Here is a 22,221-nt window from a genome sequence, read left to right as displayed (position 1 = left end):
GCGCATGACCACAGCGCCCGACGTCCGCACCGTGGAGCGGCAGGGGACCGACGTCATCGCCGAGTCCGACCGCAAGGGCACACCGAGGGGCCTGTTCTGGCCGTGGTTCGCCGCGAACGTGTCCGTGCTCGGCCTGAGCTACGGCTCGTTCGTGCTCGGCTTCGGCACCTCGCTCCTGCAGGCCACCGTCGTGTCGGTCGTCGGGGTGGCGTTCTCGTTCCTGCTCTGCGGGATCGTGGCGATCGCCGGCAAGCGGGGCTCGGCGCCGACGATGGTGCTGAGCCGCGCGGCGTTCGGGGTCCGCGGCAACCGGCTGCCGTCCTTCCTCAGCTGGGTCCTCACCGTCGGGTGGGAGACGGCGCTCGCGTCGCTCGCCGTGCTGGCGACGTCGACGGTCTTCCGTGAGCTCGGCTGGGACGACGGCGTCGTGACGAAGCTCGTGGCGCTGCTGGTCGTGGCCGCGCTCGTCGTCGGTGCGGGCATCGCCGGCTTCGACGTCATCATGCGCCTGCAGACGGTCATCACCGTCGTCACCGCGGTGCTGACGGTCGTGTACGTCGTGCTCGCCGTGCCGTCGATCGACCCCGGTGCCCTCGGGGCGCTGCCGGCCGGCAGCACGCAGAACGTCGTCGGCGCGCTCGTCCTCGTGATGACCGGGTTCGGCCTCGGCTGGGTGAACGCCGCCGCGGACTACTCCCGGTACCTCCCGCGGTCGTCGTCGACGGGCGGGGTGGTCTGGTGGACGACGTTCGGCGGAGCGCTCGCCCCGGCCGTGCTCGTCGTCGTCGGGGTCCTGCTGGCCGGGTCGTCGAAGGACCTGGACGCCGCGATCCGCATCGACCCCATCGGCGCCCTCACCACGATCCTGCCGGTGTGGTTCCTGATCCCCTTCGCCCTCGTCGCGATCCTCGGGCTCGTCGGCGGAGCGGTGCTCGACATCTACTCGTCCGGCCTCGCGCTGCTGAGCGCGGGCGTGCGCATCCCGCGACCGGTCGCCGCTGGGGTGGACGGGGTGTTCATGGTCGCCGGCGCCGTGTACGTCGTGTTCTTCGCGCCGACGTTCATCGCACCGTTCCAGGCGTTCCTCATCACGCTGGGCGTGCCGGTCGCCGCGTGGGCCGGGGTGTTCGTCGCCGACGTGCTGCTGCGGCGGCGTGCCTACGCCGAGTCCGAGCTCGAGGACCGCCGAGGCCGCTACGGCGACGTCCGCTGGGCCGCGATCGCGCTCGTCCTGGTCGGCACCGCGCTGGGCTGGGGGCTCGTGACGAACACCTCGGGCGTCCCGGCGTGGCTGAACTGGCAGGGGTACCTGCTCGGACCGTTCGGCCTCGGCGGCCGCACGGGTGACTGGGCCTACGCGAACCTCGGTGTCCTCGTGGCGCTCGTCGTCGGCTTCGTCGGCACGGTGCTCGGCGCACGCGGCTCCGTGCGCCGCCAGGAGGCGGGCGCGTGACCGTGACGGTGCCCGCGGAGGCCTGGCTCGTCGCGATCGACCTGCAGCGCGTCTTCTCCGGCGACAGCCCCTGGGCGGCACCGCGGTACGACGACGCGGCGGCCGGCACCGCGCGGCTGCTGCCCCGGTTCGTCGGGCGGACGGTGCTCACCCGCTTCGTCGCACCCGAGCGGCCGCAGGGCGCCTGGGCGCCGTACTACCGTGACTGGCCGTTCGCGCTCGTGCCCGACGCGGACCCGCTGTACGCGCTGACCGAGCCGTTCGCCGCGCACCGGGACGTCCCCGTCGTGACGGAACCGACGTTCGGCAAGTGGGGGACGAGCCTCCGGGCCGTCGTGGGCGACCACCCGCACCTCGTGCTCACCGGGGTCTCCACGGACTGCTGCGTGCTCAGCACGGCGCTGGCCGCGGCCGACGCCGGAGCGACCGTGACGGTCGTCGCCGACGCGTGCGCCGGCGCGAGCGACGTCGACCACGAACGGGCCCTGGCAGCGATGCGCCTGTACGCCCCGCTGATCACCGTCGTCGACCGCGGCGCCGACCTGGTCACCAGCACCGGGTGAGGTCACCGGCACGGCGTAGAGTGACGCCCGTGCCAGCAGTGAACCTCGGTCTGCCGAAAGTCCCCGCAACCCTGAGCCCGCGCCGGAAGTCGCGGCAGATCCGGGTCGGGAAGGTCCTCGTGGGCGGCGACGCCCCGGTCTCCGTGCAGTCGATGACGACGACGCCGACGACGAACATCAACGCGACACTGCAGCAGATCGCCGAGCTCACGGCGTCCGGCTGTGACATCGTCCGCGTCGCGGTCCCCAGCCAGGACGACGCGGACGCGCTGCCGATCATCGCGAAGAAGTCGCAGATCCCGGTCATCGCCGACATCCACTTCCAGCCGAAGTACGTCTTCCAGGCGATCGACGCCGGGTGCGCGGCGGTCCGGGTCAACCCGGGCAACATCCGCAAGTTCGACGACCAGGTCGGCGCCATCGCCCGCGCCGCGAAGGACGCCGGCGTGAGCCTGCGCATCGGGGTCAACGCCGGATCCCTCGAGCCGAGCCTGCTGCAGAAGTACGGCAAGGCGACGCCGGAGGCACTCGTCGAGTCCGCGGTCTGGGAGGCGAGCCTGTTCGAGGAGCACGACTTCCACGACTTCAAGATCTCGGTCAAGCACAACGACCCGATCGTCATGGTGCAGGCCTACCGCCAGCTCGCCGCGGCGGGGGACTGGCCGCTGCACCTCGGCGTCACCGAGGCCGGCCCCGAGTTCCAGGGCACGATCAAGAGCGCCACGGCGTTCGGCATCCTGCTCGCCGAGGGCATCGGCGACACCATCCGCGTCTCGCTCTCCGCCCCGCCCGCGCAGGAGGTGAAGGTCGGCCTGCAGATCCTGCAGTCGCTCAACCTCCGCGAGCGCAAGCTCGAGATCGTCTCCTGCCCGAGCTGCGGCCGTGCACAGGTCGACGTCTACCAGCTCGCGAACGACGTGACGAAGGGGCTCGAGGGCATGACCGTGCCCCTCCGGGTCGCCGTCATGGGCTGCGTCGTGAACGGCCCGGGAGAGGCCCGCGAGGCCGACCTCGGCGTCGCCTCCGGCAACGGCAAGGGGCAGATCTTCGTCAAGGGCGAGGTCGTCAAGACCGTCCCCGAGCACGAGATCGTCCGGACCCTGATCGCCGAGGCGAACCGGATCGCGGACGAGATGGGTCCGGACGCCGCGCCGGGCACGCCGCAGGTGGTCACCACGGCCTAGGGTCGACCCCCTTCCGGACGGGAGGCACGTGGCTGCCCCGCCACGTGCCTCCCGTCCGTCGTCGTCCCGCGACCACCGCCGCTAGGCTTGCGTCCGTGGTCACACGGCTCTCCCATCTGTTCCTCCGCACGCTCCGCGACGACCCCTCCGACGCCGAGGTGACGAGCCACAAGCTGCTCGTCCGCGCCGGCTACGTCCGTCGCCAGTCGCCGGGCATCTTCGCGTGGCTGCCGCTCGGCCTCCGGGTCCGCCACAAGATCGAGGACATCATCCGCGAGGAGATGGTCGCGGCCGGCGCGCAGGAGGTCCTGCTGCCCGCACTCCTGCCCCGCGAGCCCTACGAGGCGACGAACCGGTGGACCGAGTACGGCGACGGCATGTTCCGCCTGCAGGACCGCAAGGGGTCCGACTACCTGCTCGCGCCGACGCACGAGGAGATGTTCGCGCTCCTCGTGAAGGACCTGTACGGCTCGTACAAGGACCTGCCCGTCACGCTCTTCCAGATCCAGGACAAGTACCGCGACGAGGCCCGGCCCCGCGCCGGACTCCTGCGCGGCCGCGAGTTCACCATGAAGGACGCGTACTCGTTCGACCTCACCGACGAGGGGCTCGAGCGCAGCTACCAGGTGATGCGCGACGCCTACGAGCGGATCTTCGCCCGCCTGGGCCTCGAGTACGTCATGGTCAAGGCCGACGCCGGCGCGATGGGCGGCTCGAAGTCCGAGGAGTTCCTGCACCCGATCGGTGTCGGCGAGGACACCTTCGTCCGCAGTGCCGGCGGCTACGCGGCCAACGTCGAGGCGTACGTCACGCCGGTGCCGGACGCGCTGCCGATCGACGGCCAGCCGGAGCCCGTGACGCTGCCGTCCGCGGACACCCCCACGATCGACACGCTCGTCGCGCACGCCAACGCGGTCGCGCCGCGCGACGGCGCCCCGTGGACCGCCGCCGACACCCTGAAGAACGTCGTGCTCGCGCTGACGCACCTCGACGGCACCCGCGAGGTCGTCGTCGTCGGGCTCCCCGGCGACCGCGAGGTCGACCTCAAGCGCGCCGAGGTGGCGTTCGCCCCGGCCGAGGTCGAGGCCGCCGGCGACGACGACTTCAAGCGGCACCCGGGCGTCTTCGTCAAGGGCTACATCGGCCCGCAGGTCCTGGGTGCCGACAGCGACTCGGGCATCCGGTACCTCGTCGACCCCCGCGTCGTGGAGGGCACGGCGTGGGTCACCGGTGCGAACGAGCGCGGCGTGCACGTCTCCGGGCTCGTGATGGGCCGTGACTTCACCGCCGACGGCGTCGCCGAGGTCTCCGACGTCCGCGCGGGCGACCCCGCGCCCGACGGCTCCGGCCCGCTCGAGACCGCCCGCGGCATGGAGATCGGGCACGTGTTCCAGCTCGGCCGCAAGTACGCCGAGGCGCTCGACCTCAAGGTGCAGGACGAGAACGGCAAGCTCGCGACCGTCACGATGGGCTCGTACGGCATCGGCGTGACGCGCATCCTCGCGATCCTCGCCGAGGCGCACAACGACGAGAAGGGCCTCGCCTGGCCCAAGGAGGTCGCCCCGTTCGACGTCCACGTCGTCGCGACCGGCAAGGACCAGGTCGCCTACGACCTCGCCACGACGCTCATCGACACCCTCGAGGGCGAGCGGTACGACGTCGTGTACGACGACCGTCCGAAGGTCTCGCCGGGCGTGAAGCTCCGCGACGCCGAGCTGCTCGGCGTCCCCGTGGTCGTCGTGGCCGGGCGCAACGCCGCCGACGGCGTCGTCGAGCTGTGGGACCGTCGCTCGGGCGAGCGGCGCGACGTACCGGTCGCCGAACTGCTCGAGGCGGTCCGCGCGATCTGATCGCGACCCCCTGACGGACTGGAGGCGCGGCGCCAGCTGGCACCGCGCCTCCCGTCCGTCTCGTGGTTCTGGGGTACGCTTGTGGCCGACTTCTGCGCAGTTCCACCCGCAGGAGCGACTCAGCTGAATAACGGAGGCACCTCGGTGAAGATCGATCTCGCAGTCCTGCGACTCATGGAGCGTGAACGGGAGATCCCGTTCGACGAACTCGTCCGGATCATCGAACAGGCCATCCTGACGGCGTACCAGAAGCACCGCACCGAGAACGACGAGCACGTCGACCCGCAGGCGCGCGTCGAGCTCGACCGCAAGTCCGGCGAGGTCTCGGTGTACGTGCCCGAGCGCGACGAGGACGACAACGTCGTCGGCGAGGCCGTCGACCAGCCGAGCGACTTCGGCCGCATCGCCGCCTTCGCCGCCAAGCAGGTCATCAACCAGCGGCTGCGGGACATCGGCGACGACAAGATCCTCGGTCAGTTCCGCGGCAAGGAGGGCGACATCGTCGCGGGCGTGATCCAGCAGGGTCCGAACCCGAAGATGGTGCACGTCGACCTCGGCACGGTCGAGGCGATCCTGCCGCCCGAGGAGCAGGTGCCGGGCGAGGAGTACAAGCACGGCAACCGCATCCGCGTGTACGTCACGAGCGTCGGCCGCGGACCGAAGGGCCCGCAGATCACGGTCTCGCGGACCCACCCGGGCCTGGTCCGGAAGCTCTTCGCGCTCGAGGTCCCGGAGATCGCCTCGGGCGTCGTCGAGATCACCTCGATCGCCCGCGAGGCCGGGCACCGCACCAAGCTCGCGGTGAAGGCCAACGAGCCCGGCGTCAACGCCAAGGGTGCCTGCATCGGTGAGCTCGGCGCCCGCGTCCGCGCGGTGACGACGGAGCTCGGCACCGAGAAGATCGACATCGTCGACTGGTCGTCGGACCTGTCGTCGTTCGTCGCGAGCGCGCTGTCGCCGGCGAAGGTCACGAGCGCGTTCGTGCTCGACGCCTCGACGAAGGCCGTCCGCGCCCTCGTGCCGGACTACCAGCTGTCGCTCGCCATCGGCAAGGAGGGGCAGAACGCCCGTCTCGCCGCCAAGCTCACCGGCGCGCGCATCGACATCCAGCCCGACAGCATCCTCGACGGGGACGACTGAGGGGCGGGCACCGGAGCACGTCGGGCGGTGGCCGCCGCCCGACGTGTTCCGCTGGTGGCGTGACCCGACCGGGCGCGCCGGATCGCGGTCGTCGGAGGCAAGGAGTATGGTGGTTCCCGTCAGAACGTGCATCGGCAGTCGTCGCCGTGCTCCCCGATCCTCCCTCCTCCGTGTCGTCGCCCTGAGCGACGGTCGTGTCGTGGCGGATCCGAAGGCAGTCATGCCGGGTAGGGGGGCGTGGCTCACCCCGACCGTCGAAGCCTACGAACTGGCCGTCAAGCGCCGGGCCTTCCGCCGGGCGCTCCGGCTGGATCGCGAACCCGACACGTCCGCAGTGCTCGACCACCTGCACGGCCTCGCAGCCGAGCAGTCGGGCGGACACCAGGACACGACAGAACAGGCTGAACGGCTTATGGACAACTGATGAGCGGCTCGAAGTGAGACCCGTCATCCAGTGAGTCCTGCCCCCTTCGCGGGGTGGGACCCGTGAAGGAGAACAGTGGCAAAACCACGCGTACACGAGATCGCATCCGAACTCGGTGTCGACAGCAAGACCGCAATGGAGAAGCTCAAGGAGCTCGGCGAGTTCGTCAAGGGCCCGAGCTCCAGTGTGGAACCCCCCGTCGCGCGCAAGCTCCGTGCTGCGCTGCAGGCGTCCGGCGCCTCGACGGCGTCGAAGCCCGCCGCTCCGGCGGCCCCGAGCGCCGCTGCGGCGTCCGGTGCCCCGAAGTCCGGCACCCCCCGGTCCAGCGCCCCGAAGCCCGGCGGTCCCCGCCCGGGTCCGGCGCGCCCGGCACCCGCACCCCAGGCCGAGCCCGAGGTCCAGGCGGCACCCGCCGCCGACGTGCCCGCGCCGGCCGCCCCGAAGTCGGTCGCGCAGCGGCAGGCCGAGGCCGAGGCCGCCCGCAAGGCAGCCGAGGTCGAGAAGGCCGCCGAGGCGTCCGCGCCGAAGGGTGACGCCGTCAAGCCCGGCGGTGCCCCGAAGCCGGGTTCCGCCGCCGGTCCGAAGCCGGGTGGCCCGAAGCCGGGCGCCCGTCCCGGCAACAACCCCTACGCGTCGAGCCAGGGCATGGGCTCGCGCCCGCCGCGTCCGGGCAACAACCCGTTCGCGTCCAACCAGGGCATGGGTCAGCGTCCCGCCGGCGGTGCCGGTGGTGGCAACGGCATCCCGCGTCCGGCTCCGCCGCGTCCGGGCGTCCCGCGTCCCGGTGCGCCGCGTCCCGGTGGCCCCGGCCAGGCGAACCGTCCCAACGGCTTCGGGCAGCGCCCGGGCCAGGGTGGCGGTCGTGGCGGCCCCGGCGGTCGTCCGGGCGGTGCCCCGGGTGCCGGTGGCGGCTTCCCCCGTCCGGCCTTCAGCGGCCCGCGTCCCGCCGGTGGCGGTGGCCGTGGCCGTGGCCCCGGTGGTGGTACCGCCGGTGCGTTCGGTCGCGGTGGCGGCAAGAGCCGTGCCCGCAAGTCGAAGCGGACGAAGCGCGCCGAGTACGAGATGCGGCAGGCTCCGTCGCTCGGCGGTGTGCAGGTCCCGCGCGGCGACGGCAACACGGTCGTCCGTCTGCGTCGCGGTGCGAGCATCTCGGACTTCGCGGACAAGATCGACGCGATGCCCGGCAACCTGGTGACGGTGCTCTTCCACCTCGGTGAGATGGCGACCGCGACCGAGTCGCTGGACGAGGCCACGTTCGAGGTCCTCGGCGAGGAGCTGGGCTACAAGATCCAGATCGTCTCGCCCGAGGACGAGGACCGTGAGCTCCTCGAGGGCTTCGACATCGACATCGACGCCGAGTACGCCGACGAGGACGACTCCGTCCTGCAGCAGCGTCCCCCGGTCGTCACCGTCATGGGTCACGTCGACCACGGCAAGACCCGCCTGCTCGACGCCATCCGCAACTCGAAGGTGGTCGAGGGCGAGGCCGGCGGCATCACGCAGCACATCGGTGCGTACCAGATCGTCACCGAGCACGAGGGCATCGAGCGTCCGATCACGTTCATCGACACCCCGGGTCACGAGGCCTTCACGGCCATGCGTGCCCGTGGTGCCCAGGTGACGGACATCGCGATCCTCGTGGTCGCGGCGGACGACGGCATCATGCCCCAGACGATCGAGGCGCTGAACCACGCCCAGTCGGCCGGTGTGCCGATCGTGGTCGCGGTGAACAAGATCGACAAGGAGGGCGCGAACCCGGCGAAGGTCCGGCAGCAGCTCACCGAGTACAACCTGGTGGCCGAGGAGTACGGCGGCGACGTCATGTTCGTCGACGTGTCGGCGCGCAACAACGTCGGTATCCAGGACCTCCTGGACGCGGTGCTGCTCACGGCGGACGCGGGGCTCGACCTGCGTGCGAACCCCGACAAGGACGCCCGCGGTGTCGCGATCGAGGCCCGACTCGACAAGGGTCGCGGTGCGGTCGCCACGGTGCTCATCCAGTCCGGCACGCTGCACGTCGGTGACGCCATCGTGGCGGGCACGGCCTACGGCCGGGTCCGTGCGATGACCGACGAGAACGGTGTGGCGGTCAAGGCCGCGACGCCGAGCCGTCCGGTGCAGGTGCAGGGTCTGTCGTCGGTGCCGCGCGCCGGTGACACCTTCCTGGTGACCGAGGAGGACCGTACGGCCCGCCAGATCGCCGAGAAGCGTGAGGCCGCCGAGCGCAACGCCCAGCTGGCCAAGGCCCGCAAGCGCATCTCGCTCGAGGACTTCACCCGCGCACTCGAAGAGGGCAAGGTCGACTCGCTCAACCTCATCATCAAGGGTGACGTCTCCGGTGCCGTCGAGGCACTCGAGCAGTCGCTCCTGGACATCGAGGTCGACGACAGCGTCCAGCTCCGCATCCTGCACCGCGGTGTGGGCGCGATCACGGAGTCGGACATCGACCTGGCCACGATCGACAACGCGATCGTCGTCGGCTTCAACGTTCGTCCGGACGTCAAGGCCCGCGAGCGTGCGGCCCGCGAGGGCATCGACGTGCGCTTCTACTCGGTCATCTACAACGCACTCGAGGACATCGAGCAGTCCCTCAAGGGCATGCTCAAGCCCGAGTACGAAGAGGTCCAGTCGGGTGTCGCCGAGATCCGCGAGGTGTTCCGCTCCTCGAAGTTCGGCAACATCGCGGGTGTCATCGTCCGCTCCGGCACGATCACGCGCAACGCCAAGGCGCGCGTCATCCGTGACGGTGTGGTGCTCGCGGACGGCCTGGCCATCGAGTCGCTGCGTCGCTTCAAGGACGACGTCACCGAGGTCCGCACGGACTTCGAGGCCGGTATCGGTCTGGGCAAGTACAACGACATCCAGATCGGTGACGAGATCGAGACCACCGAGCTCGTCGAGAAGCCGCGCGACTAGTTCCACGGTTACCCTGGGCCCCGGCCTCCTTCACGGGAGGCCGGGGCCCGTCCCCGTTCCACGCACGACGTTCATCTCCACAGGAGGACCCCATGGCCGATCCGCAGCGCGCACGCAAGATGGCGGACCGCATCAAGGAAGTCGTCGCCCGACGGCTCGACAAGGGCCTGCGTGACCCGCGTCTCGGCTTCGTCACCATCACCGACGTCCGTGTCACCGGTGACCTGCAGCACGCGTCGGTGTTCTACACCGTCTACGGCTCCGACGAGGAGCGCGCCGACTCCGCTGCGGCGCTCAAGGCCGCGACGGGCATGCTCCGCAGCGAGGTCGGCAAGAACATCACGGCCCGGCTCACGCCGTCGCTCGAGTTCATCGCCGACGCCCTGCCGGAGACGTCCGCGCACATGGAGGACCTGCTCGCGCAGGCCCAGGTCCGTGACGCGCAGGTGCGGGCCGCCTCGGCCGGCGCCCAGTACGCCGGCGACGCCGACCCGTACAAGCACGACGAGGACGAGGACGACGAGGACGAGGCGCGCGCCTAGTCCTCACTCACTCACTCGCTCACTCGCTCACTCGCTCACTCGCTCGGGAGCGTGTACCCACCCGCATCGTCGCCGACGGCCAGTCCGTCGCGGAGCAGCGAGGTGAGTGCACGCTCCCGCTGTGCGTCGTCGGGCCAGACGAGGTCGATGTCGGAGCGCAGGACCGGCACGTCGCTCGACCGCAGCTCGGCCATGATCAGTCCCCGCACCTGCCGGTCGCTCCCGGCGAACCGCGCCTGCTTCGGGGCCCGCGGCCCGTCGTGCTCGGGGTAGCCGGCCGCCCGCCACGCGCACCGGTCGGCGATCGGGCAGGCGTCGCACGCGGGGGAGCGGGCGACGCAGACGAGCGCACCGAGCTCCATCGCCGCGGCGTTCGTCGCGGCGGCGTCGGCACGGTCCGCCGGCAGCACCGACTCCATGAGCGGCAGGTCCTGCTTCGCCTTCGCGGGGCCCGGCTCGGCTTGGCCGAGGACCGCGCGGGCGAGCACCCGGCGGACGTTGACGTCGACGACCGGGTGCCGGTCGCCGTACGCGAAGACCGCCACCGCCCGCGCGGTGTAGTCGCCGATCCCGGGGAGTGCGAGCAGGGCGTCGACGTCGCGCGGGACGACGTTGTCGTGCCGCTCGGCGATCGCCGTCGCGGCCGCGTGGAGCGCGAGGGCGCGCCGCGGGTAGCCGAGCCGGTCCCAGGCGCGCACCGCGTCCGCCGGGGGTGACGCCGCGAGGTCCGCAGGGGTCGGCCAGCGGGTGAGCCACGCCTCCAGTCGGGGGACCACCCGCGCCACCTGCGTCTGCTGCAGCATGATCTCGCTCACCAGCGTGCCCCACGCGGGGAACCCGGGGCGGCGCCAGGGGAGGTCCCGCGCCTCGGCGCGGAACCAGGCGACGAGCGGGATGGCGAGGTCGGGGCGGGTCACGCCCGTCGTGTCGTCCGAGGTCGTCGCGTCGTCCACGACTGCCGCGTCGTCCACGACTGCCGCGTCGTCCACAGACGACCGGGAGGCTGCGCTCGCGTTCACCACGACAGCCTACGGTGGGTGCATGGCACGCTGGGCACCGCAGGAGACCGACACGATGGCTGCGATCGCGGGCGAGGTGATCGCGCAGGTCGGGACGAACCGCACCGTCGTCGGCATCGACGGGCAGGAGGGCACCGACCTCGAGCGCGTCGCCGCCGCACTGGTCACGGGCTTCCAGCAGCACGGCGTCTCCGCGATGGCCGCGGCCGCTCCGTCGCCCGATGCGGACGTCCTGCGCTCGGACGTCGTCACGCCGTTCCGGACGACCGGTGCGGGCGAGGGCGTCCTGGTCGTGCACGGACAGGGGCTCCTCGCAGCGGGCGCCCGGGGCCTCTGGCGCTGGTCGCTGTGGGTCGAGCAGGAGGCCGGCCGTCTCGAGCGTCGTGCCGACGTGAAGATCGCCGCCTCCGCGGTGCTCGACGTCACCGACCCGGAGCACCCTCGTCGCGAGTGGAACGACGCCTGCTGACACAGGAGGTCCCGACGCGGTCTCCCGCGCCCGCTCCGGTGCGGGCGGCGCTGGTACCCTCGTCCGGTGCTCGCTACCGCGCCTGACGGCATCCTCCTCGTCGACAAGCCGCAGGGCATCTCCAGCCACCGGGTCGTCTCGATCGCACGACGGCGGCTCGGGCTGAAGAAGATCGGGCACGCGGGCACCCTCGACCCGATGGCGACGGGGCTCCTGCTGCTCGGCGCCGGTCCCTCGACCCGGTTGCTCACGCACCTGGTCGGTCTCGGCAAGACCTACACCACGACGATCCGGCTCGGCATCGGCACGGACTCGGACGACGCCGACGGCACGCCGACCTCGGTGACGGGCGTCCTCGACGCCGACGTGTCCGAGGACGCGATCGAGCGGGCGGTCGCCGCCCAGCGGGGCGTCATCGACCAGGTGCCGTCGACCGTCAGCGCGATCAAGGTCGACGGCCGTCGGGCGTACGACCTCGCGCGGAAGGGCGAGGAGGTCGTGCTGCGCTCGCGCACGGTGACCGTGTCGCGCTTCGACGTCACCGGTCGGACCGACCACACGATCACGGTGGACGGCACCGAGGTGACCGTGGTCGACCTCGACGTGGTCGTCGACTGCTCGTCGGGCACCTACGTCCGCGCTCTCGCCCGGGACGTCGGCGCGGCGCTCGGCACCGGCGCCCACCTCGTCGCGCTCCGGCGCACGGCCGTCGGGCCGTTCGACGTGACGGACGCGGTCGACCTCGAGGACGACGACGTCGACGTCGCCGGGGCGCTCCAGCGACCGGCCGACGTCGCCCGGCGGCTGTTCGACGTCGTGATGCTCGACGCGGCGGCCGCGAAGGACCTGACCGACGGCAAGCGGGTGGCGGCCGACCACCCGGACAGCGATGGTCCGGTGGCCGCGGTCGCGGAGGGCGGGGACCGCCTCGTGGGCCTCGTCTCCGTCCGACGCGGACTCCTCCGGGTCATCACCAACTTCCCGGCGCCGTCCGTGCCGGGGCCGAGCGCAGGGACAGACGCGTGATCGAGTGGTTCATGTGGGTGCAGCTCACCGTCGCCGTGGTGGCAGGGCTGTTCGCCGTGGTCGTCGGGCTGATCGGGTGGAAGCCGAACGACTACACGGTCGGCTCGCTCGCGCTCATCGAGCTGCTGCTCGTCGCACAGGGCGTGGTCTCGCTCGTCCTCCCCGCAGTCGGCAGCCCGCCGCAGGGCAACGGACTCGAGTTCGGCGTGTACGCGGTGTCGGTGCTCCTGGTGCCGCCCGCCGCGATCCTGTGGGCGCTCGTCGACCGCACGCGGTGGAGCACGGTGGTCCTCGGCGCCGGGGCGTTCACCGTCGCGGTGATGGTCTACCGCATGTACCAGATCTGGTTCGCCCTGAACTGATCCACGGCTGCTGCCGGCCGTCCGTCCGCGACGACACCGGCGTCCGCGGGCGTCGTCGGCCGTCGGTAGACTCGACGCCGTGGCGAACAGATCCTCCCTCGCGACCGGCGTCGGCCGGGTCCTCATCGCCGTGTACGGCATCCTCGCCCTGGCGGCGACCGGGCGGAGCGTCGTCCAGATCATCGAGAAGTTCTCGTTCGCTCCGTTCGCGTACACGCTCAGCGCGGTGGCGGCCGTCGTCTACATCGTCGCCATGATCGCGCTCATCGTGCCCGGGCGGGCGTGGTACCGCGTGGCCTGCGTGACGATCGGCTTCGAGATGGCGGGGGTCCTCGTCGTCGGCACGCTGTCCCTGGTCGACCGGCAGCTGTTCCCGGACGACACCGTCTGGTCGTACTACGGCCTCGGGTACGTCTTCGCGCCGCTCGTGCTGCCGATCGCCGGCCTGTGGTGGCTGCGCAAGCACCACCGCGCTGCCGCCGCGGAGCCGACGCACGCCACCGTCACGGCCGGCGAGTAGGGGCGGGGCCGTGCAGTTCTACGACGACATCGCCGACGTGGCGCAGGGCTTCGGCCCGAGCGCGGTGACGATCGGCAAGTTCGACGGTGTGCACGTCGGTCACCGTGCGGTCATCGCGCACCTCGAACGGGCCGCCCGCGAACACGACCTGGTGTCGACCGTCGTGACCTTCGACCGGCACCCGCTGAGCGTCATCGACCCGGACCGCGTGCCGCCGGCGCTCACGAGCACGGCGCAGCGGCGGGAGCTGCTCGAGGGCATCGGCGTCGACGCGATGCTGCTGCTGCGCTTCGACCAGGACCTGCAGTCCCGGGCACCCGAGGCGTTCGTCTCCGAGATCCTCGTCGACACCCTGCACGCCGAACTCGTGTTCGTCGGCAGCGACTTCCGCTTCGGTGCACGCGGCGCCGGGGACGTCGCCCTGCTGCGGCAGCTGGGCGAGCAGCACGGCTTCCGGGTCGAGCTCATCGACGACGTGGACCTGCGTGACGACGTCCGGGCGGCCGACGAACGGCGGGTGTCCTCCACCTGGATCCGCGAGCTCCTCGGTGGCGGGCGTGTGGCCGAGGCCGCGCGACTGCTCGGTCGCGAGCACGCGGTGCGGAGCACGGTCGTGCACGGCAACCAGCGCGGCCGGGCAATGGGGTACCCGACGGCGAACCTCGATCCGGCGTGCGAGGGGTTCGTCCCCGCCGACGGTGTGTACGCCGCACGGGTGCTGCACGACGGCACGGTCTACCCGGCTGCCGTGTCGGTCGGCAACAACCCGACGTTCGAGGGTGTGCCGGCGAAGCAGATCGAGGCGCACCTGCTCGACGTCGACATCGACCTGTACGACGACACCATCTCGGTGCTGTTCGTCTCGTACGTCCGGGGCATGGTGGCCTTCTCGTCGATGGACGAACTCGCGGCGCAGATGCGGCAGGACGACCTGGACATCCGGCTGCTGCTCGGGATGGCTGCGCCGGTCCAGTAGCACCCGCCGCACGACGGAAGGCACCTCGCGCCACGTGTTCACGTGGTGCCAGGTGCCTTCCGTCGTGCGGGAGCGGATCGGACCGCGCTGCGCTGCTGCCGGGTCAGCCGCCGAGCGCGTCCAGCCAGATCTTGCGCGCGTCGAGGGCTTCCTGGGCCTCCTTGATCTTGCGCGCATCGCCCGATGCCTGCGCGGCCTCGAGCTCCGACTGCAGCTTGCCGATGGCGTCCTCGAGCTGGCTCGCGAGCCCCGTCTGCCGGGCCTTGCGCTCCGGGTCGGATGCCTTCCAGTGCTCGTCCTCGAGGCTGCGCACGTGGTCCTCGACGGCGCGGAGCCGGTCCTCGATGCGACGGACGTCGCCACGCGGGACCTTCCCGATCTCGTCCCAGCGACGCTGGATGTCCGTCAGGGTGCGACGGGCAGCGACCCGGTCCCGCTGCTGCAGGAGCGGCTCGGCCTCGGTGATGAGGGCCTGCTTCGCGACGAGGTTGGCGGAGTACTCCTCGTTCTCCACCGCGACCTCGGCGTGACGCTGTTCGAAGAGGACGTCACCCGCGGCCTTGAACCGGGCCCAGAGGGCGTCGTCGTGGCGCTTGCCGGCGCGACCGGCACGCTTCCAGTCGTCGAGCAGTTCCCGGTAGGCGGGGATGCCGTCGGACCCACGGGTCGACAGCGCCTCGGCCTGCTGGACGAGCTCCTGCTTGCGGTTGCGGGCGTCGCGGTGCTGCGCGTCGAGTTCCGAGTAGAACGCACGGCGGTGCTGGTCGACGGTCGAGCGCGCCGCGCGGAACCGCTTCCAGAGCTCGTTCGCCTCGTTCTTCGGGAGGCGCGGGCCGTCGTGCTGGTGCTGCTGCCAACGGGCGAACACGTCGTCGAGCTGCGCGGTGATCTGCTTCCACTGCGCGCGCGCCGGGTCGACGGCGGCGAGGGACTCGGCCTCGTCCACCAGTGCCGCGCGGTACGCGAGCGCGTCGGTGAGCGCCTGCTGGGCCTGGGCGGCCTGTTCCTGCGTGAGCGAGCCGAGCTGCTCGGACAGGGCGGCCACGCGCTTCTCGAGCGACTGCAGGTCGCCGACCACGCGGGCCTCCGACACCTGCGTGCGGAGGTGCTCCACGGTGCGGGCGACGTCGTTCGCCGAGGCGCCGCGCTGCACACGCTGCTCTGCGATCTTCACCTGCCCCTCGAGGTCGGCGTACTTGCGCGCGAAGTACGCGAGGGCCTCGTCCGGGGTGGCGTCGGGGTACTCACCGACCGCCTTCTCGGTGTCCTCGTACCGGACGTACACCGTCCCGTTCTCGTCGACCCGGCCCCAGGTCGTTGCTTCGTCAGGTCCCACAGGTCTCGCCTCGATCGTGGTAGTGCATCGCCGACGTCCCCGTCGGCACGGTCAGGTCGTCAGCCTATTGCACAGGAGGGCGGTCGGGACCAGCGGCGCGTGCGGCCTGTGGACGACGCGCCGACGACCGGGGCGCTAGTCGGCCTTCCGGATGGTCGCACCGGTGATCGTGGTCGCGACCTCCGGCTCCCCGGTGCCGTCCGAGCCCGCCGACCGGATGCCCTTCGAGGTGATCCGCGACTCGAGGTCGTCGAGTCCGCTGGTGACCTTGCCGACGACGGTGTACCCGCCGGTCGACCCGTCGAGGGTGGTGTCCCCGTAGACGATGAAGAACTGGGTGGACTGCGAGTACGGCGACGCGCCTCGGGCGATCGCCAGCGTGCCCGCCGGGTACTCCCCGTCGCTCGGCACGTTCTCGAGCGGCCCGTACTCGAACCCGGCGTCGCCCGTGCCGTCGCCGTTCGCCGAGCCGCACTGGAGGAACCGGAAGCCCTTGCCGTCGGCGAGCCGGTGGCAGGTGGTGTCCCGGTAGAACTGCTTGCGGATGAGGTCGATCTCGACGCTCGCCGCCTGCGGGGCCGCCGCGCCGTCGAGCTCGATCCCCAGTCGGACGTCCTCGTTCAGGGTGAGCGTGCCGGTCCAGCGCTTCCCATCGGCGATGTCCTTGCTCGGCACCTCTCCCGTGTTGCCGGCCGTGGCGCTGGCGGAGGGCGTGGGCGTCGAGGTGGCCGACGCGGACGCATCGGTGTCGCGGGGGGCCTGCGCACCGGCGAACGCCAACTGCGACCCGGTCGCGAGTGCGGCGACCAGCACGAGCACACCGACCCCGACCACGTCGTCCCGCCGACGACGGCGACGCTGCCGCTCGTGCAGGCCCTGACGGGCCTGGTACAGACGGAGACGCTCACGCGCCTCACGGTTGTCACGCGCCTGGTTCTTCGGTGCCACGGTGCTGATCGGACCTCTCGTCGACTGTGCCGACGAGCGTAGCGGAACCGGTCGTGCGCCCGGCCTGGAGGCACGCGGCAGGTCGGTGGGTCGGCCTACGATCGACACATGGCAGCGGACAGATCGGGCATGCGTGCGCCCACCACCGGCGGTCGCGCCGGGCTGGCGCAGGGTTCCGTCCCGCTCGCGGTGCGGATGCGTCCGACCAGCCTCGACGAGGTCGCCGGGCAGCAGCACCTGCTCGGCAGGGGGAGTCCGCTCGTGCAGCTCGCCACGGGGACGCGCGAGAACCCCGGCGGGGTCTCCGTGATCCTCTGGGGACCGCCCGGCACCGGCAAGACGACGCTCGCGCAGGCCATCGCCCGGCAGTCCGGTCGCGAGTTCGTCGAGCTCTCCGCCGTCACCGCCGGTGTGAAGGACGTGCGCGAGGTGATGGAGAAGGCACTCACCCACCGCGACCTCTACGGGTCGACCACGGTGCTCTTCCTCGACGAGATCCACCGCTTCAGCAAGGCCCAGCAGGACGCCCTGCTGCCGGGCGTCGAGAACGGCTGGGTGATCCTCATCGCGGCGACGACCGAGAACCCGTCGTTCTCCGTCATCTCGCCGCTGCTGTCCCGCTCGCTCCTGCTCACCCTGCAGCCCCTGACCGACGAGGACCTCGGCATGCTCGTCGACCGCGCGGTCGAGGACCCCCGCGGCCTCGGCGGGTCCGTGGTGCTCGGCGACGACGCACGCTCGGCCATCGTCCGGCTCTCCTCCGGGGACGCCCGCCGCGCACTCACCGCCCTCGAGGCCGCCGCGTCGTCGGCCGTCGCCGCCCGCGCCGGCGACCCGGAGGGGGACGACGAGGACGGCGACGCGCCGCTCGACGGCGTCGAGACGGTTCCGCTGGTCGACGCGGACACGGTCGCCGCGGCCGTGGACCGCGCCCTGCTGCGCTACGACCGGCAGGGCGACGAGCACTACGACGTCATCAGCGCGTTCATCAAGTCCGTGCGGGGGAGCGACGTCGACGCGGCGCTGCACTACCTCGCGCGCATGATCGAGGCCGGCGAGGACCCGCGGTTCATCGCGAGGCGGATCATCATCTCGGCGTCGGAGGACATCGGGATGGCCGATCCGCAGGCCCTGCCGATCGCGGTCGCGGCGGCGCAGGCCGTGCAGCTCATCGGGATGCCCGAGGGGCGCATCCCCCTGGCGGAGGCCGTGGTGTACCTGGCGACGGCGCCGAAGTCGAACGCCGCGTACAACGGCGTGAACACCGCGATCGCCGACGTCCGTGCCGGGCGGATGGGCGTGGTGCCGACGCACCTGCGGGACGCGCACTACCCGGGAGCCAAGCGCCTCGGCCACGGCAAGGGCTACGTGTACTCGCACGACGCCGAGCACGGCGTGGCGCGGCAGCAGTACCTGCCCGACGTGCTCGAGGGCACCGAGTACTACGCCCCGACCGGCAACGGCTTCGAGCGCGAGCTCGGCCCGCGGGTCGAGCGGCTCCGGAAGATCACCCGCGGCGAGTAGGTCCCCACCCGAGATCCTGCTACGATTGCCGAGCCTACGTCCTGGTCCTCGTGTGCGGCTGCGCCGAGGACACAGTCCCACTCCGGTGGGACGGGGGCAGAGGTTCGGACTGTAGCCGTCCGATCCCACAGGCTCATCCCTCTGGATCCCGTCGCCGGGACCGCGCGTACTCGTGCGCACGGTGCCCGCCGAGTCATTCAGTTCAGACAGAGAAAAGGACCCTGTGTCTACCAAGTCACGCACCCGCAGCAAGACCCGCCTCTCGCGCGCGCTCGGCATCCCGCTGACGCCGAAGGCGGCCCGCTACCTCGAGAAGCGCCCCTACGGCCCCGGTGAGCACGGCCGCACCCGCCGTCGTGCGGACAGCGACTACGCCGTCCGTCTCCGTGAGAAGCAGCGTCTGCGCGCCCAGTACGGCATCCGTGAGAAGCAGCTCCGCATCGTCTTCGAAGAGGCCCGCAAGACGAAGGGCCTGACCGGTGAGAACCTGGTCGAGCTCCTCGAGCAGCGCCTCGACGCCCTCGTGCTCCGTGCCGGCTTCGCCCGCACCACCGCGCAGGCGCGCCAGCTGATCGTGCACCGTCACATCCTGGTCGACGGCAAGCTCGTCGACCGCCCCTCCTTCCGCGTGAAGGAGGGCCAGATGATCCACGTCAAGCAGCGCTCCGAGTCCCTCGAGCCCCTCCAGGTCGCCGCCGCCGGTGGTCACCTCGAGGTCCTGCCGAAGGTCCCGGGCTACCTCGAGGTCGAGATCGAGAAGCTCCAGGCCCGCCTGGTCCGTCGCCCGAAGCGCGCCGAGGTCCCCGTGACCTGTGAAGTGCAGCTCGTCGTCGAGTACTACGCAGCTCGCTGATCGTCCGATCACCCCGAACGGCGGGTCGTCCTCTCAGGAGGGCGGCCCGCCGTTCCGCGTTCCCGGAGTCGTCGCGCCACTACACTCGTCTGGGCACGCACCGCCAGCGTGCGCGAGCAGGGGAGGCACCGTGAAGCAGCTGTTCTTCGTCGCCGTCGGCATCGTGATCGGCTTCGCCGCAGCGCACCGGATCGCGAACACCCCGGGCGGGGCACGCTTCTTCGCGGACGTCAACGACCGGACGAAGGCCTTCACCGGCGCGGTCGCCGACGGGTACCGCTCGCGCGAGGCCGAACTCCGCACCGACAGCTGACCACCGCGTCACCCACGCTCCACGCACTCCCGCCGACCTGAATCAGGAAGCACCATGCAGACCGCAGAGATCCGCCGCCGTTGGCTCCAGTTCTTCGGTGACCGCGGACACACCGTCGTCCCGTCCGCGTCCCTCGTCTCCGACGACCCGTCGCTCCTCTTCACGGTCGCCGGCATGGTCCCCTTCATCCCGTACCTCACCGGGCTCGTCCCGTCGCCGTACCCCCGGGCCACCAGCGTGCAGAAGTGCATCCGTACCAACGACATCGAAGAGGTCGGCAAGACCCCGCGGCACGGCACGTTCTTCCAGATGAACGGCAACTTCTCGTTCGGTGACTACTTCAAGGAGCAGGCGATCCAGTACGCCTGGGAGCTCCTCACCACCCCCGAGTCGGACGGCGGACTCGGGTTCTCGCCCGACGACCTGTGGGTCACCGTGTACGAGGACGACGACGAGGCGATCGCGTTCTGGAAGGCGCACTCGTCGCTCCCCGACGAGCGCATCCAGCGTCTCGGCAAGGACACCAACTACTGGTCCACCGGACAGCCCGGCCCCGCCGGCCCCTGCTCGGAGATCTTCTTCGACCGTGGCCCCGCGTACGGCATCGACGGCGGCCCGGCGACCGACGACGACCGCTACGTGGAGATCTGGAACCTGGTCTTCATGCAGTACCAGATCCAGAACGTGCGGTCGAAGGTCGACTTCGACATCACCGGCGACCTGCCCAACCAGAACATCGACACCGGCATGGGGCTCGAGCGCGTCGCGTTCATCAAGCAGGGCGTCGACAACATGTACGAGATCGACCAGGTCCGTCCGGTCCTCGACCGCGCCGCGGCGATCTCGGGTCGCGAGTACGGCGCCGTGCACGAGGACGACGTCCGCATGCGGGTGATCGCCGACCACGTGCGGTCCTCGCTCATGCTCGTCGCCGACGGCGTGACCCCGTCCAACGAGGGCCGCGGCTACATCCTCCGCCGTCTGCTCCGGCGCACCGTCCGGGCGATGCGACTGCTCGGTGTCGAGGGCGCCACCTTCCCGGAGCTGTTCCCCGCCTCCCGCGACGCGATGCAGGGCGCGTACCCCGAGGTCGCCGAGCAGTACGACCGGATCGCCCGGATCGTCTACGCGGAGGAGGAGACCTTCCTCCGCACGCTCGCGCAGGGCACGACGATCCTCGACGTCGCGGTCGAGCGCGCCAAGCAGGACGGCGCCCCGTCGATCGGCGGCGACACGGCGTTCCTGCTCCACGACACGTTCGGCTTCCCGATCGACCTCACCATGGAGATGGCGGAGGAGGCCGGGGTCCAGGTGGACCGCGGTGCCTTCGAGACGCTCATGTCCGAGCAGCGCGCCCGCGCCAAGGCGGACGCGAAGAGCAAGAAGACCGCCCTCGCCGACCTCAGCGTCTACAGCGCCTTCCGCGCCGCGGGCGAGACCGTGTTCCTCGGCTACGACGCACTCGAGGCGGAGTCCGCGGTCCTCGGCATCATCGTCGACGGCGTCAGCGTGGACCGTGCGGTCGTCGGCGACATCGCCGAGGTGATCCTCGGTGAGACGTCGCTGTATGCCGAGTCCGGCGGCCAGGACGCCGACCAGGGCTCGATCGTCGGCAACGGCTTCGACCTCGAGGTCCTCGACGTGCAGCGCCCGGTCGCCGGGCTGTGGAGCCACACGGTCCAGGTGCGCTCGGGCGAGGTCGGGGTCGGCGACGCCGCCACGACGGTGGTCGACGCGGAGTACCGCCGCGGCGCCACGCAGGCGCACTCCGCCACGCACCTCGTCAACGCGGCCCTGCGCGACGTGCTCGGCCCGGAAGCGCTGCAGGCCGGCTCCTACAACAAGTCGGGCTACATGCGGCTCGACTTCTCGTGGTCGCAGCCGGTGTCCGGCGCGACCCGGTCCGAGATCGAGGAGGTCGTCAACGCCGCGATCCGCTCCGACCTGGCCGTGCAGACCCGCGTGCTGCCGCTCGACGAGGCGAAGGCGCTCGGTGCGCAGGCCCTGTTCGGCGAGAAGTACGGCGCCGAGGTCCGCATGGTCGATATCGGTGGCCCGTGGTCGCGCGAGCTGTGCGGTGGCACCCACGTCGCCACGAGCGCGCAGGTCGGGCTCGTCAACCTGGTGGGGGAGTCCAGCGTCGGCTCGACGAACCGCCGCGTCGAGGCCCTCGTCGGGCTCGAGGGATTCCGCGACCTGGCGGTCGAGCGGACCATCGTCTCGCAGCTCTCGAGTGCGCTGAAGGCGCCGCGTGAAGACCTGCCGACGCGCGTGCAGGGCCTGATGGAGGACCTCCGCACCGCCCAGAAGCGCATCGCCGAGTTCGAGTCGGCCAACCTGCAGCAGCGGGTGCCGACCATCGCCCGGCAGGCGTCGACCGTGGGCACGACGACCGTCGTCGCGGAGACCGTCGACGGCCTGCAGTCCGGCGACGACCTCCGCTCGCTCGCCACCGGAGTGCGTGGACAGCTCGGCGACGGCGCCGCGGTCGTCGTGCTCGGCTCGGTCATCGGCGGCAAGCCGGTCGTCATCGTCGCGACCAACGACGCCGCTCGGGCCGCCGGCGTGCAGGCCGGGCCGCTCGCGAAGGAGGCGGCCGGTGTCCTCGGCGGCGGCGGCGGTGGCAAGCCGGACCTCGCCCAGGGCGGCGGGACCGACGCGGCCGCGCTCCCGGCGGCACTGCGTGCCGTGACGGTGCGCCTGGCGGGCTGACCGTGGGCATCCGCCCGGGGCGCCGGCTCGGCATCGACGTCGGGCGCGCCCGGATCGGGGTCGCCGTCTGCGACCGGGACGGCCTGCTGGC

At 71.6% G+C, this 22,221-nt stretch carries 20 protein-coding genes and 1 pseudogene; 18 read left to right on the top strand and 3 right to left on the bottom strand.

The annotated features are described in order from the left end of the window. Nucleotides 1-4: 4 nt before the first annotated feature. The 8 genes from H7A69_RS09610 to rbfA all read left to right on the top strand — a co-directional run bounded on the left by H7A69_RS09610 (nt 5) and on the right by rbfA (nt 10,072). Entirely contained in the window at nt 5-1,453 is a 1,449-nt protein-coding gene (locus tag H7A69_RS09610) for a purine-cytosine permease family protein (protein WP_182046827.1), read from the top strand. After that, nucleotides 1,450-2,016, top strand: coding sequence for a cysteine hydrolase family protein (locus H7A69_RS09605; protein ID WP_182046826.1), 567 nt, complete (start codon nt 1,450-1,452; stop codon nt 2,014-2,016). Before H7A69_RS09610 ends, H7A69_RS09605 begins: the two co-directional genes overlap by 4 nt. Before the next feature lie 50 nt (nt 2,017-2,066). Further along, nucleotides 2,067-3,200, top strand: a complete 1,134-nt coding sequence (ispG, locus tag H7A69_RS09600) for a flavodoxin-dependent (E)-4-hydroxy-3-methylbut-2-enyl-diphosphate synthase (RefSeq protein WP_069711351.1) — start codon at nt 2,067-2,069, stop codon at nt 3,198-3,200. Nucleotides 3,201-3,295: 95 nt separating this feature from the next. Beyond that, entirely contained in the window at nt 3,296-5,050 is a 1,755-nt protein-coding gene (locus H7A69_RS09595; RefSeq protein WP_182046825.1) for a proline--tRNA ligase, read from the top strand. 144 nt (nt 5,051-5,194) lie between these two features. Next, nucleotides 5,195-6,190, top strand: coding sequence for a transcription termination factor NusA (gene nusA, locus H7A69_RS09590; protein WP_069710778.1), 996 nt, complete (start codon nt 5,195-5,197; stop codon nt 6,188-6,190). A 106-nt stretch (nt 6,191-6,296) separates the two neighbouring features. Next, nucleotides 6,297-6,614 carry a YlxR family protein gene (locus tag H7A69_RS09585; protein WP_069710779.1) on the top strand — a complete coding sequence of 106 codons (318 nt, stop codon included), beginning with the start codon at nt 6,297-6,299 and terminating at the stop codon, nt 6,612-6,614. 75 nt (nt 6,615-6,689) lie between these two features. Beyond that, the gene (gene infB / locus H7A69_RS09580; protein WP_069710780.1) at nt 6,690-9,530 is read left to right on the top strand and encodes a translation initiation factor IF-2; all 2,841 of its coding nucleotides are present in this window, start codon (nt 6,690-6,692) and stop codon (nt 9,528-9,530) included. Between the two features lie 92 nt (nt 9,531-9,622). Next, complete coding sequence (gene rbfA, locus H7A69_RS09575; RefSeq protein WP_182046824.1) at nt 9,623-10,072, top strand: 30S ribosome-binding factor RbfA; 450 nt, start codon at nt 9,623-9,625, stop codon at nt 10,070-10,072. A gap of 35 nt (nt 10,073-10,107) precedes the next feature. Here the strand turns inward: rbfA and H7A69_RS09570 are convergent, their stop codons facing one another. Next, complete coding sequence (locus H7A69_RS09570) at nt 10,108-10,989, bottom strand: A/G-specific adenine glycosylase (protein ID WP_182046851.1); 882 nt, start codon at nt 10,987-10,989, stop codon at nt 10,108-10,110. Between the two features lie 124 nt (nt 10,990-11,113). On the opposite strand from H7A69_RS09570, the gene H7A69_RS09565 reads away from it, so the two are divergent. The 5 genes from H7A69_RS09565 (at nt 11,114) to H7A69_RS09545 (ending at nt 14,444) form a co-directional block, all read left to right on the top strand. Beyond that, complete coding sequence (locus H7A69_RS09565) at nt 11,114-11,560, top strand: hypothetical protein (protein ID WP_182046823.1); 447 nt, start codon at nt 11,114-11,116, stop codon at nt 11,558-11,560. Nucleotides 11,561-11,626: 66 nt separating this feature from the next. Next, on the top strand, nt 11,627-12,586 hold the full coding sequence (truB, locus tag H7A69_RS09560) for a tRNA pseudouridine(55) synthase TruB (protein WP_182046822.1): 960 nt from the start codon (nt 11,627-11,629) through the stop codon (nt 12,584-12,586). Then, nucleotides 12,583-12,948, top strand: coding sequence for a hypothetical protein (locus H7A69_RS09555; protein ID WP_182046821.1), 366 nt, complete (start codon nt 12,583-12,585; stop codon nt 12,946-12,948). The genes truB and H7A69_RS09555 overlap by 4 nt, the downstream gene beginning before the upstream one ends. 79 nt (nt 12,949-13,027) lie before the next feature. Beyond that, nucleotides 13,028-13,468, top strand: a complete 441-nt coding sequence (locus H7A69_RS09550) for a hypothetical protein (protein WP_182046820.1) — start codon at nt 13,028-13,030, stop codon at nt 13,466-13,468. A 10-nt stretch (nt 13,469-13,478) separates the two neighbouring features. Then, nucleotides 13,479-14,444 (top strand): bifunctional riboflavin kinase/FAD synthetase, encoded by a 966-nt coding sequence (locus tag H7A69_RS09545; RefSeq protein ID WP_182046819.1) that lies wholly within the window; start codon nt 13,479-13,481, stop codon nt 14,442-14,444. 103 nt (nt 14,445-14,547) lie between these two features. Here the strand turns inward: H7A69_RS09545 and H7A69_RS09540 are convergent, their stop codons facing one another. Both H7A69_RS09540 and H7A69_RS09535 read right to left on the bottom strand, forming a co-directional pair. Further along, nucleotides 14,548-15,780 carry a DUF349 domain-containing protein gene (locus H7A69_RS09540; protein WP_182046818.1) on the bottom strand — a complete coding sequence of 411 codons (1,233 nt, stop codon included), beginning with the start codon at nt 15,778-15,780 and terminating at the stop codon, nt 14,548-14,550. Between the two features lie 135 nt (nt 15,781-15,915). Beyond that, nucleotides 15,916-16,728, bottom strand: a complete 813-nt coding sequence (locus tag H7A69_RS09535) for a peptidylprolyl isomerase (RefSeq protein WP_182046817.1) — start codon at nt 16,726-16,728, stop codon at nt 15,916-15,918. 108 nt (nt 16,729-16,836) lie between these two features. Here H7A69_RS09535 and H7A69_RS09530 point away from each other — a divergent pair, with 108 nt between their 5' ends. From H7A69_RS09530 to H7A69_RS17465, 5 genes and pseudogenes are all read left to right on the top strand, one after another. Continuing rightward, nucleotides 16,837-18,252 carry a replication-associated recombination protein A gene (locus H7A69_RS09530; protein WP_411469361.1) on the top strand — a complete coding sequence of 472 codons (1,416 nt, stop codon included), beginning with the start codon at nt 16,837-16,839 and terminating at the stop codon, nt 18,250-18,252. A 223-nt stretch (nt 18,253-18,475) separates the two neighbouring features. Then, nucleotides 18,476-19,105, top strand: coding sequence for a 30S ribosomal protein S4 (gene rpsD / locus H7A69_RS09525; RefSeq protein WP_066654559.1), 630 nt, complete (start codon nt 18,476-18,478; stop codon nt 19,103-19,105). A gap of 130 nt (nt 19,106-19,235) precedes the next feature. Further along, nucleotides 19,236-19,418, top strand: coding sequence for a hypothetical protein (locus H7A69_RS09520; RefSeq protein WP_069710788.1), 183 nt, complete (start codon nt 19,236-19,238; stop codon nt 19,416-19,418). 54 nt (nt 19,419-19,472) lie between these two features. After that, nucleotides 19,473-22,130 (top strand): alanine--tRNA ligase, encoded by a 2,658-nt coding sequence (alaS, locus tag H7A69_RS09515; RefSeq protein ID WP_182046816.1) that lies wholly within the window; start codon nt 19,473-19,475, stop codon nt 22,128-22,130. A gap of 2 nt (nt 22,131-22,132) precedes the next feature. Further along, nucleotides 22,133-22,221: pseudogene (locus H7A69_RS17465) on the top strand (Holliday junction resolvase RuvX); the annotation flags it as partial.

It is taken from the genome of Curtobacterium sp. ME26, assembly GCF_903970945.1.
Classification (GTDB): domain Bacteria; phylum Actinomycetota; class Actinomycetes; order Actinomycetales; family Microbacteriaceae; genus Curtobacterium; species Curtobacterium citri.
Note: the sequence above shows the minus strand (reverse complement) of the source record. Positions and strands in the feature narration are given on the sequence as shown.

Coding starts and splice junctions, on each gene's coding strand:
- H7A69_RS09565 (WP_182046823.1), top strand. CDS start 11,114: ATGGCACGCTGGGCACCGCAGGAGACCGACACGATGGCTGCGATCGCG.
- H7A69_RS09610 (WP_182046827.1), top strand. CDS start 5: ATGACCACAGCGCCCGACGTCCGCACCGTGGAGCGGCAGGGGACCGAC.
- rbfA (WP_182046824.1), top strand. CDS start 9,623: ATGGCCGATCCGCAGCGCGCACGCAAGATGGCGGACCGCATCAAGGAA.
- alaS (WP_182046816.1), top strand. CDS start 19,473: ATGCAGACCGCAGAGATCCGCCGCCGTTGGCTCCAGTTCTTCGGTGAC.
- H7A69_RS09530 (WP_411469361.1), top strand. CDS start 16,837: ATGGCAGCGGACAGATCGGGCATGCGTGCGCCCACCACCGGCGGTCGC.
- H7A69_RS09585 (WP_069710779.1), top strand. CDS start 6,297: ATGGTGGTTCCCGTCAGAACGTGCATCGGCAGTCGTCGCCGTGCTCCC.